The sequence below is a fragment of the Streptomyces sp. NPDC127197 genome (assembly GCF_042672405.1).
Classification (GTDB): Bacteria; Actinomycetota; Actinomycetes; order Streptomycetales; family Streptomycetaceae; genus Streptomyces; species Streptomyces flavusporus.
This window is the reverse complement of the sequence record NZ_JBHXVG010000005.1, coordinates 1-13,569: the sequence shown is the minus strand read 5'-3', so window position 1 is coordinate 13,569 and position 13,569 is coordinate 1. Positions and strand designations below refer to the sequence as shown.

Here is a 13,569-nt window from a genome sequence, read left to right as displayed (position 1 = left end):
CGCGCCCATGAATGACGACGTGCGCAACATCGTCCTGGGCGTGATCGCGGCCGGCCTCAGTGCCGCGATCGGCTGGCTGGCCCGCACCTACCTGTGGAGGCGCAAGCTCCACCGCAAGCAGGCGTTCCTCGGGCTGCCGCAGAACTCGGAGTCCCTGCTCGTCGTCAACCGCGACTCAGCCACCTCCGAGCCCGCGGTCCACCGGTTCGACGTGTTCGCCCTGCTGGAACTCTCCGCGTTGATCAAGGACTGCGGGGCGCACCTGCAGATGGTGACCCAGGACAACGTCCAGCAGGGCTTCGGCGAGCGCACCGAGTTCTGCGTCGGCGGCCCCGGCTCCAACCGGCGCATGCTGGCCCACATGGCGGCGATGCTGCCCGGCGTGCGCGTCAACATCGACCCGGAACCAGGGCCGGACCGGGGCGCCTTCCAGATCGGCAGCGAGCGCTACCGCATGGAGCCCGGTGTCATGGAGTACGTCATCCTGGCCCGCCTCACCGCGGGTGAACGGCGCGAGGCACGGCCGGTGTTCCTCTTCTGCGGGCAGCGTGCGATCACCAACCAGGCCGCGACCCGCTATCTCGCCCGCAACCACGAGCGCCTGGCCCGCAAGCACGGGACCAAGCCCTTCGTCCTGCTTCTGAAGGTCGTCAACTCGCAGGCGTACGGCCCGGACGTCGTCGAGCTGGTCGCCGACGTGACGCGGGCGGCGCAGGAGCCCCTGCCCGCACCGGCACCGACGCGCACGTCGCATCGGGCGGAGTCCTGAGCGTCGTATGACGGCCGCCGGAACACAGGTTCGGGGCGCGTTCCGGCGGACGTCATGTCAGGGCAGCCGCCCCGGCGGCGTCAGCGCCTCCTCCAGGTGGGCGAGCACCCGCAGGTGGTACGCCCGTGCCGCCCACCCCAGGCTGCAGTTGTGCCCGGCGCCCGGCAGCCGCTCCACCAGGACGCGGGGGGCGTCCGTGAACCGTCCGGCGAGGTCGGCCAGGTCGTCGTCGGTGTTCCGCCACCAGGCCTCGTGCTCGGCGAAGGTCAGCCGTACCGGCACCCGCACCCGGGGCAGCAAGGTGTCACAGAGCCGGGGCCAGTCCCTGACCCCCTCGGCCTCGCGGCGCGGCATCGGCGCCACCACCCGCTCGCTCGCCAGGAAGGTGCCGGGCGGATACAGCGTCAACGGGCCCCAGTTCAACCGCCGTTGCCGCAGGCCGTGCAGTTGGGCGAGGCTGCCCGGATCGACGGCGAACCGGTGGCCGATCCCGGCCACGTCCACGGCGAGAAGGCTCCCGAGGGACCCGTCGGCGGCCAGGTGCAGGGCCAGTTTTCCACCGTACGAGTGACCCACGAGCAGCACACCGGCGCCGGTCGGACACCGCTCGCCGAACTCCATGATCGCCGAGCTCACCGTCACCGCCTGCTCGGCGAGCGTCTGCCCGTCCGGGAGCCGGGCGGCCGAGTGGCCGTAGCCGGGGCGGTCCAGGGCGAGCACGGTGAAACCGAGCCGCGCTCCCAACGTGAGCAGGGACAGGTCGGGATGCGCCTGCCCGTCGAAGTAACCCGCGCTCATACCGCCGCCGTGCAGGGCGACCACGGTCGCACGGGGGGCACTCCGCTCCGGCTCGGCCAGCAGCCCGGACAGGGAGACGCCCGCTGCGTCGAGCGTGATCGGCCGCACCTCGGCGGACATCGCTGCCGCCGGCTGTTCCGAGGCCGGCAGGACTTCCGTCACAACGCCTCCTTTCTCATCGCCCGACGTGCTGAACGCGTCCAGCCTGCGGGCCGCTCCATGCCCCCGCAAGGCGGGCCGAGTTCAGGCCTGCGTCCGGTTTGCAGGCTCCCGCGGCGCTGTGTATGGCCGAGGTCGGACACACGCCGGAAGAACTTCAGCGCTCAATCGTTACTGCCACGTAACTTACCGACGGGTTACCTGCGGTAAGGGTGCGCGGTTACCGTCGGGTCACTTTGCACTGACACGAGTGAGGAGTGACCCGTGGGACTGCCTCGCAAGGCCCTGCGTACGACCGCCGTGGGCGCCGTCTCCGCGACCCTGGTCGCCGGTAGCGCCCTCGGGCTCGCCCCCGCCGCCCAGGCAGCCCCGAACAGCGTCCGTTTCGTCGACATCACCGGCGACGGTGACACCGTCCTCAAGGCGAACGTCGTCACGCCCGCGGGCGCCGACGCCGGTGACCGCTATCCGCTGCTCGTCCTGCCCACCAGCTGGGGCCTGCCCCAGATCGAGTACCTCGCCCAGGCCCAGAAACTCGCCGACGCCGGGTACGTCGTGGTCAGTTACAACGTGCGCGGCTTCTGGCAGTCCGGCGGACACATCGAGGTCGCCGGACCGCCCGACATCGCCGACGCGTCCAGGGTCATCGACTGGGCGCTCGCCAACACCCCGTCCGACGCCCAGCACATCGGCATGGCGGGCGTCTCGTACGGGGCCGGCATCAGCCTGCTCGCCGCCGCGCACGACAAGCGGGTCAGGGCGGTCGCCGCACTCAGCGGCTGGGCCGACCTGATCGACTCGATCTACTCCGGCCGCACCCAGCACTCCCAGGCCGCCGCCCTGCTGAACGGCGCGGGCACGCTCACCGGCCGCCCCAGCCCCGAACTCCAGCAGATCTTCAAAGACTTCTTCGCCTCCGATCTGGACCGGGAGGACGAGATGATCACCTGGGGGAAGAAACGTTCCCCCGCGGCCTACGTCGACCGTTTCAACGCCAACGGCACCGCGGTCATGCTCGCCAACGCCTGGGGCGACACGATCTTCCCGCCCAACCAGTACGCGGACTTCTACGAGAAGCTGACCGTCCCCAAGAGGCTTCAACTGCGCCCCGGCGACCATGCCACCGCCGAGGTGACGGGACTGTTCGGGCTGCCCAACGACGTGTGGACCGACACCGGGCGCTGGTTCGACCACCACCTCAAGGGCGCGGACAACGGCATAGACCGTGAACAGCCGGTCCGCCTCAAGTCCCGTTCCGGGGGCGGCTACGAGGACTACCCGGACTGGAAATCGGTCACCGCGACGAGCCGGAAGATCGCCCTCGCGGACACGACCACGATCCACACGAACGTCAACTCCGGGGCGGACGGCGGGATCATCTTCCTGTCGAGCATCCTCGACCAGGTCGCCCAGGTCCCCCCGATGGCCTCGATCCCCCTGCTCCCGCGCCGCTGGGCCGCCGTCTGGCAGTCGGAGAAGTACGCCACCACCCAGCACGTGCGCGGTACGGCGAAGCTGCACACGACCATCACGCCCACCAAGGAGAGCGGAACCCTCGTCGCATACCTCTACGACGTGGGCCCGCTCGGCCTCGGCAAGCTGGTCAGCAACGCGCCGTTCACCTTCCACGGGCAGACGCCCGGCAAGCCGTTCGGCGTCGACCTGGAGCTGTTCTCCACGGCCTACGACGTCCCGGCAGGGCACCGTCTCGCCCTGGTCGTCGACACGGTCGACCCGCTCTACATCGAGCACAACCCGTCCGGCGGGCGGCTGACCTTCTCCTCGCCGGCGAACGACCCGTCGTACGTGTCGATTCCGCTGCGCAAGCAGTGATCTGCGGCCGCTGCCGGGCGGGCCTGGCTCGGGGTACTGCTGCCCCCTACGGGATGAACGGCACATAGTAGTCGAGGTGCGCAGCGATGGCCCGACCGATAGGGCAGGGCAGGGACCCGGCCTCCGGCCGGTCGGGGACACACGTTCGGACTGCGTCAACGAGCCGGTGTCGAACAGCAGATGGGGGCGGTGGCCGGTCCCCCGCTCGGTGCGGGTGGGTCAGGTCTCGGCGACCTCCGCGTACAGCTGGGACAGCTCCGGCACACCATTCGCGGCCCACTCGTGACCGGAGGCCACCACGTCGAACTCGCGGCCGGACTCCAGCCGCACCACCGGCTGGCCGTCGGGCCAGATCTCCCAGGCCGCGCCCGGCACCGTGCGCACGATGACGGTGCCCAGATACAGACCGGCGTCGTTGCCCAGCCAGGGCAGGATCTCCTCGTCGTCCCGCCAGCGCGGCAGCAGCTGGTCGAGCGCCTCCAACGAGGCTGACGTGTCGTCGAGTCGGACGCCCGCCCGGCCCGCCTGGGAGCGGAGCAGCTCGCACTCGGCCAGGAGCTCGGCGATGCCCGTGGGGTCGGGGATCGGGGGCCGCTGGCGGCGGTGGCCGAGAAAAGGGATGTTCATACGTCCAGCCTGTCATTCGCACCCGCGTGCGCACCACAGGCGCGCGGGTGGTCGTCTCCGGTCGTCCGGGCGGTTTCATGCGGTGTTCGCTCATGGTTCGTTGACCGGTCCGCTGCCTCCTTTCTAGCTTCACGTGCGTCGTTCGTCTCAGTCCGGAGCAGTGCGGTCAGCGCGGTCAGTCCGGTCGGTGCGGATCACCGGAGAACAGGGAGGGTCGGTTGGTACGCCGAGGTGTCCGGGGGCTCGCAGCCGTCCTGATCCTCTTCGGATCCGTGCTGCTCACGACCTCGGCACAGGCCACCGTCGAGGAGACATCCGCGCCGCTGCCGCTGGAGCAGCTCTTCGACAACACGGCCGTCAGCGAGGACACCAGCCCCGCCGAAGCCGACTTCGACGGCTCGGGCGCCTCCCTCTCCGCCCAGGACCTCGACGCCGCGGGCTGGACGCCGGGCCGCGCGCTGACCGTGCAGGGCGCCACGCTGACCTGGCCGGACCGGGCGGCGGGCGAGCCCGACAACGTCCGGGCCGACGGCCAGAGCGTGTGGCTGTACGGCACCGGCGACGCGCTCGCCTTCCTGGTCGCGAGCACCGCCGGCGACGAGGTCACCGGCTCGGGCACGGTCGCGTACGCCGACGGGAGCCGGTCGACGTACGTGCTCGGCGCGCCCGACTGGCGCCGAGGCCCGCTCGCCACCAAGGCGGTGGCCCTCCCCCACGTCAACACGCCCGGCGGCCAACTCGCCGAGAAGGCGCGGCTGTACGTCGTGACCGTGCCGATCGTGCCGGGGCGCGCGCTCGCCTCCGTGCAGCTGCCCCGCGCAACCGACCTGCATGTGTTCGCCCTGTCGGTGCGGACGGCCACGTCCGGCTGGACGGGCAGCTGGGCGACGGCGACGTCCGGTTACCAGGCCGTGGGGCCGTGGACCGACCGGACGCTGCGACTGGTGGTGCACACCTCGGTGGGCGGACCGATGGTGCGGCTGCGCTTCGACAACACCTTCGCGGCGGCTCCGGTACGAATCGGGAGCGCGACGGTGGCCGTGCAGCGGGCGGGCGCGACGGCGCGGGGCACGCCGGTTCCGGTGACCTTCGGGAGGGCGGCGGGCGTCGAGGTCCCGGCCGGGGCGCAGGTGTACAGCGACCCGCTCGCCTTCGACGTGCCCGCCGGCACCAACCTGCTGGTCAGCTTTCATCTGCCGGGGACGGTTCCGGCGACGCCCGTGCACCGGCTCGCGCAGCAGCGGTCGTATCTGAGCGGACCGGGCGACCACGCCGCGGACGGCTCGGCGGCCGCGTACACCACGGTCCTGACGAACTGGCCGCTGCTGACCGGGGTGGACGTCGGCGGCGGGCCCGGGTCCGTCGTGGTGCTCGGGGACTCGATCACCGACGGCGACAGGTCCACGGTGGACGCCAACCGGCGCTGGCCCGATGTGCTGGCCGCCCGACTGCTTTCGCAGGACGTGGTCCCGCACTACGGGGTGCTCAACCAGGGCATCGGGGGCAACCGCGTGGTCACCGACCGCTACCCGGGAGACGGGGTCTCCAGGGATACGGGCGGGGTGAGCGCGCTCCACCGACTCGACCGGGACGTACACGCCCAGACGTCGGTGCGTACGCTGATCGCCTTCGAGGGCGTCAACGACCTGCTGTCGGGCTCGACCGCGGACGAGGTGACGGCCGGGCTCCAGGAGATCGCGGACCGCGCGCACGCACGGGGACTTCGCGTGCTGGCGGGCACACTCCTGCCGTGCGGCGGCCAGGCCGGGTGCACGGCGGCCGTGGAAGCCGAGCGGACCGCCGTCAACGCGTGGCTCCGGGACACCGACATCTTCGACGGGGTGCTGGACCTCGACGCGGTGCTACGGGACCCGCAGCAGCCGACGCGGCTGGCTCCGGCCTACGACAGCGGGGACCACCTGCACCCGAACGACGCGGGGCTCGCGGCGCTCGCGCACTCGGTGGACCTGACGCTGCTGTGAGGGCGGGCCTGTCCGGCCCGGCGGATCAGGTCGCAGGAAACCGGCGGTGACTCATCGGCGCAGGGAAGCGGGGCTTGGTGCGTCCAGTTGCAAGGCGGAGGAGGGAGTCGACGCGATGGGGGTCCCCCCGCGCGAGCGAAGCCGAGCGTGGGGGAGTCGGCGAGTGACGACAACGCCGCAGATGGGCGTGCCAAGCCCCGCGTCTGCGGCATGATCCGCCGGAGAGGCCCTACACGTTCAGGTCGACCACGACCGGCGCATGGTCCGAGGCGCCCTTGCCCTTGCGCTCCTCGCGGTCCACGTACGCGTCCTTGACCGCCGTCGCGAACGGCTCGTTGCCGTACACCAGGTCGATCCGCATGCCGCGGTTCTTGGGGAAGCAGAGCTGGCGATAGTCCCAGTACGTGAACGGGTGGTCGTACTTCAGGGGGCGCGGGACCACGTCGGACAGGCCCGCCTCGCGCAGGGAGGCCAGGGCGGCGCGCTCGGCGGGGGTGACGTGGGTGCTGCCCTCGAACGCGGCCACGTCGTAGACGTCGTCGTCCGTCGGAGCCACGTTGTAGTCGCCCAGCACGGCGAACGGGCGGCTGCCGCCCGCATCGCCCGCGACGGCTGCCTTCAGGGCCTCGAACCACTGGAGCTTGTAGGCGTAGTGGGGGTGCTCCACCTCACGGCCGTTCGGCACGTACACCGACCAGACGCGGACCGGGCCGCAGGTCGCGGAGATGGCGCGGGGCTCGACCACGCCGTCGAAGCCGGGGTCGCCGGGCAGGCCCTTGACGACGTCCTCCATGCCGACGCGGGAGAGCACCGCCACGCCGTTCCACCGGCCGGTGGCGTGGACCGCGGCCTCGTAGCCCAGCTCACGCAGCTGCTCGAAGGGGAACTGCTCCTCGGCGACCTTGGCCTCCTGCAGGCAGAGCACATCGGTGCCGCTGCTCTCCAGCCAGGCCAGCAGCCTCGGAAGGCGGGCGGTGATCGAGTTGACGTTCCAGGTCGCGATGCGCATGCCTCACAACGTACCGGGTGGGTCCGACAACCCGGCCCGCCCGCTCGTCGTCAGACGTCCGCCGAGGCTCCGGGCGCCAGCCGCAGGTGCTCCGCGCCGCCCAGGGCGCCGATCTGGTTGTCGTAGATCGGGCGGGCGAGGTCGGTGAGGAGGGCGTCGTGGATGTCGTAGGCCCGCTGCGGCTTGACCTCACGTACGTAGTCGATGACCTCGGAGATCTTGTTCCACGGGGCCATGACCGGCAGCATCAGCGTCTCCACGGGCTGCTCGGGGACGGTGAGGGCGTCGCCGGGGTGGAAGACCCGGCCGCCGTCGATCAGATAGCCGACGTTGGTGATGCGCGGGATGTCCGGGTGGATCACCGCGTGCAGTTCACCGTGCACCTGGACGTCGAAGCCCGCCGCGGTGAACGTGTCGCCGTGGCCGACGGTGTGGACGCGGCCCGGGAACGCCGCCGCGATCTTCTCCGCGACGGACCGGAGCGTCCAGATCTCGGCGGCCGGGTTGGCCTCCAGGCCGGCCCTCAGCCGCTCCTCGTTGAAGTGGTCGGGGTGCTCGTGTGTGACGAGGATCGCGTCCGCGCCGACCGCGGCGTCCGCCTCACTGAATCCACCGGGGTCGAGCACGAGCGTCTGCCCGTCCTTCTCGAGCCGGACGCAGGCGTGCGACTTCTTCGTGAGCTTCATGGGTCCATCCTGCCCCGGTCCGGCGCTGCGGGCCTCGGCCGCCGGCCGCCCCGGGCTCACTCCTGGGGCGTGGTCTCCTCCCTGATGACCTGCTGGGCCACCTTGAACGCGCTGTTCGCCGCCGGTACGCCGCAGTAGACGGCCGCCTGGAGCAGCACCTCCTTGATCTCGGCCGGGGTGAGGCCGTTGCGCAGGGCGGCGCGGACGTGGAAGGCGAGCTCGTCCAGGTGACCGCCCGCCACCAGGGCGGTGAGGGTGATGCAGCTGCGGGTACGGCGGTCCAGGCCGGGCCGGCCCCAGATCTCGCCCCAGGCGTAGCGGGTGATGAACTCCTGGAAGTCCCCCGAGAACTCGTCGGCCTGCGCCAGCGCGCGGTCGACGTGCGCGTCGCCGAGCACCTCACGGCGCACCTTGATCCCGGCGTCGTACGGGTCCGGCCGCCCTGCGACCAGCGGTTCGGCGGCGGCCGGGGCGATCTCGGCGATGGGCGCGGTCTGCGGGGGCACCGCGGTGAGGACCGGCTTGACGGGGGCCGCCGCGATGGCCATCTGGCCGGTGGCGTCGAAGCCGGGCTGCCAGGCGGTGGAGAAGTGGGTGACCAGCAGGTCCGTGACCGCCGCGGGCTGTTCCACGGGAACCAGGTGGGAGGCGCCGGGTACGACGGCGAGACGGGCGTCCGGTATGCCGGCGACCAGCGTACGGGCCTCGGCGGGACCGGTGACCTGGTCCTCCGAGCCGACCAGTACCAGCGTCGGCACACCCACGCGGCCGAGTTCCGGCCGTACGTCAAACGTGGCGAGTGCCTCGCAGGCGGCGATGTAGCAGCCGGGGTCGGTGGTGCGCACCATCTGCACCGCCCACTCGGTGATCGCCGGCTGGGCGGCGGCGAACCCGGCGGTGAACCAGCGGTCGGGTGCGGTGCGGGCGATCGGGTCGAGCCCGTTCGTCCGCACGATCACGCCGCGCTGGCGGAACTCGTCGGCCGTGCCGAAACGCGGCGAGGCGGCGATCACCGCGAGCGAGGCGAGGCGCTCGGGGTGGCGCAGGGCCAGTTCGACGCCGACCGCGGCGCCGAGGGCGCAGCCCGCGTAGCCGAAACGCTGCACGCCCAGACCCTCGAGCGTGGCGAGCAGCCGGTCGGTGAGGTCGGCGACGGAGCCCGCGGGGTAGGCGGGGGCGCCGCCGTGTCCGGGCAGGTCGAACCGGAAGACCCGCCACTGCTTGGTCAGCTCCGGGACCTGCCGGTCCCACATGTGCCATGTGGTACCCAGTGAGGGACCCAAGATCAGGACCGGAGCGTCTTCTGGCCCGTCAAAGCGGTATTGCAGGGTGTTCGATGGTGTCTCACTCACCCGCCTGAGCCTCTCATCTGTCACGAGATGTCACATCGCCGGGGTGGGTTAGCGGGCCTTGTCCCGCTCCGGCGCTGCCGGGCCTGCCGGCGAGAGTCAAGGTACATATTCTCCGCGGCGCCAGTGGGTCCTCCCGGCGCCTGCCCCTCCCTCAGTCACTACGATCAAGTCTTCCCCCCTTCGTCACGACCCCTCTCCACCAAACCCGTGCATGTCATCCCAAGTCGTGGCGGCTCCGCGAAGATCCTCTACGTCCGGCTTGACGTACCACCGCTTGGTCGTCTGGATATTTGTATGCCCGGCCCATCGCGCGAGGATGTGATCCGGGACACCGTTGTTGGCCAGGAAGGTGAGGCACGACGAGCGCGCATCGTAGAGCCTGACGCGACGGAGCCCGAGAAGCTCCATGAGCCTGTACGCGCGCCGGCGGAGTTGCTTGATCGTGAAGGCATCGCCCGCCTCGTGCACCAGCACGTAGCCAGAAACTGTGTACGCCTCCCCCAGCGCGAGCCTCTCCTCAGCTTGGAGAGCCCGGAACGCTTTGAGGGCACCCAGTACGAGAGCCGGCAACGGCAGCTCCCGCTCACCCGCAAGGGATTTGGTGTCCTTCTCCACCACGTGCCGATTTCTCATCATCGTGCGCGTGTTGGCAATAACGATCGTGGCGTTCTCAAAGTCAACGTCCTCCCACCGGAGGCCGCAGACCTCGGCCGGACGAAGCCCCATCAGCGAAAGAAGAAGCGCAGCGTATAGGCGATCACCCCTGATCCCATGGATGAACTTTTGAACCTCTTGAACATTCCAGGGCAGGACCTCCTCCTTAGTCTTCCGCTCTTCCTTGCGCGCCCTTCGAGGAATGGATACGTGCGCTGCGACATTCACGTACACCAATCGCCGGGTAACAGCTCTCCCCAGCGCTTCCTTCAACCGGGCAAGGCTCATATCCACAGTTGTGACACTGAGTGGCGTCCCGGCCCCTTTTCCGCGCACACGGCCATGCGTCAGCGCCCAGTCCCTCCACTCCTCCACGTGCTCTTCAGTTAGGTCCTGGAGGCGGATATTGCCGAGCCTCCCACGAACTCGGTCCAGGGTAATCCTGTAGTTGTAGATGGTGGTTTCTTCCAGGTCCTCCGCCTTCATGGCCAGCCATCGGTCGAGCCACTCATTCACGGTGATCTTGTTGGGCGGCACAAGAGACCCCTCATGCCGTCGATTAGTTATGTTTGCGTACTCAGCCTTAGCTTCCTTCAACGAGTCGAAGGTGCGCCTCAACTGCTTACGCTTACCAGTTTCGGGGTCGATCCCTACGTCCACAACAAATTGGTATCGAACCTTCCCCTTCGAGTTCGGCGGAAGTTTCTTGATGGGATCCGGCAGAAGAATCACTGAGGTCTTTCAGCGCGGCCACCGTTCGGGTGACCGGAACTGTGGCCGCAACGCACAAGGCTCCCGTGCCGTTGAGGGAGGTGTTCGAAGTCTCAACCCATCGGCGCAGGAGCCTTGTTGGTCCCTCACCCTGCCGCACTCGACCTGCCCCATGCCCTGGTCGAGTGGGTCACGCTGCTCATCGTCACCCGCGAGGGTGACCGCCGCTGCAAGCTCCCGCCGCACCAGCGTGCCCTGGTCGCTCTGGTGTACCTGCGCAAGCACGAGCCCCTCGCGCAGATCGCCGCCGGGTTCGGCATCTCGGTCGGCACCGCGCACGCCTACACCACCGCGGTCATCGATCTCCTGGCCGCCCGGGCCCCCGGTCTGCTGCGCGCTCTGCGTGAGGCAGATCCCGAGTTCGTCCTGCTCGACGGCACCCTGGCCGAGTGCGACCGCCTCGGCGACGGCCGCGCCGACTACTCGGCCAAACACCGCCGGCACGGGGTGAACGTGCAGGTGCTCACGGACCCTCACGGCGAGGTGCTGTGGCTCTCCCCGGCCCTGCCGGGGCGCTGCCACGACCTGACCGCGGCCCGTACCCACCGGATCATCAGGATCTGCGAGCGCCAAGGGGTGCCGATCCTGGCCGATCGCGCCTACATCGGTGCCGGCGCGTGGGTCACCACGCCGGCCAGACGGCCTGCGGGAGGCGAGCTGTCGCTCACCGAGCAGACCGTCAACCGGGCGCTGTCGAGCGCGCGGGCCCCGGTCGAGGGCGGTATCGCACGTCTGAAGTCCTGGCGGATCTTCCGCAGAGCGCGGTGCAGCCCAAATCGAATGACGTCAATCGCCGCAGCGGTCCTCACCCTGGAGCGGCAACGCTGAAAGACCTCAGTAGGTACACCGCAGATTGCACCGATCGGTCAGCGAGACCCTCAGGTCGGTGGCCACCCGGCCGTAGGTGTCGATGAGCACGTCGGCCTCCTCCATCTCCTTCATCACAGACTGGTACAGGGCGACGCTCGTACTCGCAGTCGGCTTCATAAGACCTCATCACCTCCTTGTGCCAGCCGTCTCGAACAACGCGACGAGCGGTCTTTCGGCACATGCAATCCGCGCCCCGTCGCCCCACACGATGAGGTGCCTCTTGCCCAGCCGGTCAGGTGTTCTCCGCCTGGAACATCCAGTGCTGCTTCTCCAGGTCCGCAGTGATGGATATGAGCAGGTCTTGGGTGACCGGGTCGGCCTCTGCGGTGTTCGTAACCCGCTCCCGCATCCGGACGATGACCAGCGCCAAGGACTCTACGACTGCGGCTACCGCGTCGCTGTCCCTTACCCAACCAGCCGGGTAGCCGGGCAGATTGCTGTCGGCGGCGATGGTCGCCGCCCGGCCGTCGGGCGTGATGCCGAGCGCGGCAGCCCGCTCGGCGACAGCGTCGGAGAACTCTCGGGCGCCCGTCACCACCTCGTCGAGCTGGAGATGAATGGAGCGAAAGCGGGGCCCGTACAAGGTCCAGTGGGCCTGTTTGCCCGTCAGCGACAGGTCCAGCAGGTCCACCAGGGCGCCCTGCAAGGCCTCTGCGACGACCTTTCGGTCGTCTTCCGGCAACGGGCTGGTGATGACATACATGACATGTTCTCCATTACCGCCCACGGCGTGGGACAGGATGAGGGATGAAAAGGGCGGAGTGTTACTCCCGCCAGACAGATTTTTCGATGCCCCTGATGAACTTGCCGCCGGTGAAGCGACTGGCAGGCATGCGAACGGGACGCGCTCAGGGGAGAGCTTGAGCCTCTCCGGGTACTCCGCCGGAGCGGCGCAAGAGATCGAAAGTTTGCTTGGCGAGTCGGTGCCGAAATTCGGCGTCGAGGGAAATGGGGTTCGGCTGGACCGGCCGTCGCTCGTCCAGGTACTGGCCGGCCCACCTATTGGTGTACAGGGCGGCGTTCACAACATTGTGGGCTCCGTGCACGACCGAATCACCGCGTATATCGAACATGGCGTGCAATAGATCAGTGCTGATGACTCCCGGGTGCACACTTACGGTGTCCGGCTGGGGCTGCGGAGCCTGCTCAACCAGCCAGCGAGCGTGCGCCACCAAGGCCAGCTTCGAGCGTGCGTACGCCATCGTGGCGCTGTAGTCGGAGCGCTCGAGATTGAGGTCGTCCGGGTCGAGCGAAGCGGAAAGATGTGTCGACGAAGCGACATGGACTACTCGGCCGCCGGATGCGAGGAGCAACGGGGGTGAGAAGTTCGGTGAGCAGGACGGCCGCTAGGTAGTTCGTCTGTAGGGTCGCTTCATTGCCGTCCTGGCTGAGCCGGCGCCGTGGTGCTCCCGGACGGCCTGCGTTGTTGATGAGCACATCGAGCCGATCCGTGATCTTCGAGATCTCGGAGGCGAGCGCGCGCACCATGGCCAGGCTGTCGAAGTCAGCCTGTACGTAGTGCACCTCCCCTGCGCTGGAAGCGCGGAGCTCCTCCAATTGCTGAATGACTTCTTGTGGCCTTTGCGGGCCATGCAGGATCAATTGAGTCGCATGCGGAGCCAGCAGACGGGCGGCGGCTTGCCCAATGCCGCTGGTAGCGCCGGTGAGCACCACCGTCATGTCGTGTTCTCTCGGCTGAGCGAGCCGCCCTGTTTCACTCACTGTTTCACTCATGCGACCTGTTCCTCGTCGGGGAAGTCGGTGGATTTCGACAGCTGGCTCCAAGCGGCGGTCTCCGTATCGAAGGCGGCGCGGGCGTCGGCGACGAGCCGGAGTGCGTCGCTGCCGAGGATGAGATGCGTCGGCGGCTTGTCGGCATCGATGACGGCGAGCAGGGCACGTCCGGCCTGAGCGGGATTGCCGGGCTGGTGGCCGCTCATGGCGAGGCGGCGTTCGCGGATCGGGGCGAAGATCTTGTCGTAGTCGGCGATGGTGCTCTCGACGCGGTGCATGGAGCGGCCGGCCCAGTCGGTGCGGAAGGAGCCGGGCTCGATGGCGG

General features: G+C 69.3%; 13 protein-coding genes and 1 pseudogene. 4 read left to right on the top strand and 10 right to left on the bottom strand.

Annotated elements, in window-relative coordinates; translation table 11 throughout:
- The first annotated feature begins 7 nt into the window (after positions 1–7).
- Entirely contained in the window at positions 8–769 is a 762-nt protein-coding gene (locus ACFVJQ_RS09625) for a hypothetical protein (protein ID WP_385782275.1), read from the top strand.
- 57 nt (positions 770–826) lie between these two features.
- On the opposite strand, the gene ACFVJQ_RS09620 is transcribed toward ACFVJQ_RS09625, so the two are convergent.
- Positions 827–1,687: an alpha/beta hydrolase gene (locus ACFVJQ_RS09620; RefSeq protein ID WP_385782812.1), complete on the bottom strand. Its 861-nt coding sequence runs from the start codon at positions 1,685–1,687 to the stop codon at positions 827–829.
- Between the two features lie 303 nt (positions 1,688–1,990).
- On the opposite strand from ACFVJQ_RS09620, the gene ACFVJQ_RS09615 reads away from it, so the two are divergent.
- Entirely contained in the window at positions 1,991–3,559 is a 1,569-nt protein-coding gene (locus ACFVJQ_RS09615; RefSeq protein WP_385782272.1) for an alpha/beta fold hydrolase, read from the top strand.
- A 219-nt stretch (positions 3,560–3,778) separates the two neighbouring features.
- On the opposite strand, the gene ACFVJQ_RS09610 is transcribed toward ACFVJQ_RS09615, so the two are convergent.
- Positions 3,779–4,186, bottom strand: a complete 408-nt coding sequence (locus tag ACFVJQ_RS09610; RefSeq protein ID WP_385514333.1) for a DUF6278 family protein — start codon at positions 4,184–4,186, stop codon at positions 3,779–3,781.
- 218 nt (positions 4,187–4,404) lie between these two features.
- Here ACFVJQ_RS09610 and ACFVJQ_RS09605 point away from each other — a divergent pair, with 218 nt between their 5' ends.
- Positions 4,405–6,168, top strand: a complete 1,764-nt coding sequence (locus ACFVJQ_RS09605; protein WP_385514334.1) for a GDSL-type esterase/lipase family protein — start codon at positions 4,405–4,407, stop codon at positions 6,166–6,168.
- Between the two features lie 229 nt (positions 6,169–6,397).
- Here ACFVJQ_RS09605 and ACFVJQ_RS09600 read toward each other — a convergent pair whose 3' ends face one another.
- The 4 genes from ACFVJQ_RS09600 to ACFVJQ_RS09585 all read right to left on the bottom strand — a co-directional run bounded on the left by ACFVJQ_RS09600 (position 6,398) and on the right by ACFVJQ_RS09585 (position 10,601).
- Positions 6,398–7,177 carry an exodeoxyribonuclease III gene (locus tag ACFVJQ_RS09600; RefSeq protein WP_385514335.1) on the bottom strand — a complete coding sequence of 260 codons (780 nt, stop codon included), beginning with the start codon at positions 7,175–7,177 and terminating at the stop codon, positions 6,398–6,400.
- A 50-nt stretch (positions 7,178–7,227) separates the two neighbouring features.
- Complete coding sequence (locus tag ACFVJQ_RS09595) at positions 7,228–7,863, bottom strand: MBL fold metallo-hydrolase (RefSeq protein WP_224737034.1); 636 nt, start codon at positions 7,861–7,863, stop codon at positions 7,228–7,230.
- A gap of 56 nt (positions 7,864–7,919) precedes the next feature.
- Positions 7,920–9,215, bottom strand: coding sequence for a 4-carboxymuconolactone decarboxylase (gene pcaC, locus ACFVJQ_RS09590; protein WP_385514336.1), 1,296 nt, complete (start codon positions 9,213–9,215; stop codon positions 7,920–7,922).
- 183 nt (positions 9,216–9,398) lie between these two features.
- Positions 9,399–10,601, bottom strand: a complete 1,203-nt coding sequence (locus tag ACFVJQ_RS09585) for a tyrosine-type recombinase/integrase (RefSeq protein ID WP_385782267.1) — start codon at positions 10,599–10,601, stop codon at positions 9,399–9,401.
- Between the two features lie 117 nt (positions 10,602–10,718).
- Here ACFVJQ_RS09585 and ACFVJQ_RS09580 point away from each other — a divergent pair, with 117 nt between their 5' ends.
- Positions 10,719–11,468: a transposase family protein gene (locus tag ACFVJQ_RS09580; RefSeq protein ID WP_385782264.1), complete on the top strand. Its 750-nt coding sequence runs from the start codon at positions 10,719–10,721 to the stop codon at positions 11,466–11,468.
- Positions 11,469–11,474: 6 nt separating this feature from the next.
- Here the strand turns inward: ACFVJQ_RS09580 and ACFVJQ_RS09575 are convergent, their stop codons facing one another.
- The 4 genes and pseudogenes from ACFVJQ_RS09575 to ACFVJQ_RS09560 form a co-directional block, all read right to left on the bottom strand.
- Positions 11,475–11,627: a hypothetical protein gene (locus ACFVJQ_RS09575; protein WP_385518549.1), complete on the bottom strand. Its 153-nt coding sequence runs from the start codon at positions 11,625–11,627 to the stop codon at positions 11,475–11,477.
- A gap of 115 nt (positions 11,628–11,742) precedes the next feature.
- The gene (locus tag ACFVJQ_RS09570; protein WP_385518534.1) at positions 11,743–12,213 is read right to left on the bottom strand and encodes a Dps family protein; all 471 of its coding nucleotides are present in this window, start codon (positions 12,211–12,213) and stop codon (positions 11,743–11,745) included.
- Between the two features lie 443 nt (positions 12,214–12,656).
- The gene (locus ACFVJQ_RS09565; protein ID WP_385782261.1) at positions 12,657–13,244 is read right to left on the bottom strand and encodes an SDR family NAD(P)-dependent oxidoreductase; all 588 of its coding nucleotides are present in this window, start codon (positions 13,242–13,244) and stop codon (positions 12,657–12,659) included.
- Positions 13,241–13,569, bottom strand: a pseudogene (locus ACFVJQ_RS09560) (short-chain dehydrogenase/reductase); the annotation flags it as partial. The pseudogene ACFVJQ_RS09560 and the gene ACFVJQ_RS09565, both read right to left, overlap by 4 nt.

Coding starts and splice junctions, on each gene's coding strand:
- ACFVJQ_RS09565 (WP_385782261.1), bottom strand. CDS start 13,244: ATGAGTGAAACAGTGAGTGAAACAGGGCGGCTCGCTCAGCCGAGAGAA.
- ACFVJQ_RS09625 (WP_385782275.1), top strand. CDS start 8: ATGAATGACGACGTGCGCAACATCGTCCTGGGCGTGATCGCGGCCGGC.
- ACFVJQ_RS09610 (WP_385514333.1), bottom strand. CDS start 4,186: ATGAACATCCCTTTTCTCGGCCACCGCCGCCAGCGGCCCCCGATCCCC.
- ACFVJQ_RS09575 (WP_385518549.1), bottom strand. CDS start 11,627: ATGAAGCCGACTGCGAGTACGAGCGTCGCCCTGTACCAGTCTGTGATG.
- ACFVJQ_RS09600 (WP_385514335.1), bottom strand. CDS start 7,177: ATGCGCATCGCGACCTGGAACGTCAACTCGATCACCGCCCGCCTTCCG.
- ACFVJQ_RS09620 (WP_385782812.1), bottom strand. CDS start 1,687: ATGTCCGCCGAGGTGCGGCCGATCACGCTCGACGCAGCGGGCGTCTCC.
- ACFVJQ_RS09570 (WP_385518534.1), bottom strand. CDS start 12,213: ATGTATGTCATCACCAGCCCGTTGCCGGAAGACGACCGAAAGGTCGTC.
- ACFVJQ_RS09595 (WP_224737034.1), bottom strand. CDS start 7,863: ATGAAGCTCACGAAGAAGTCGCACGCCTGCGTCCGGCTCGAGAAGGAC.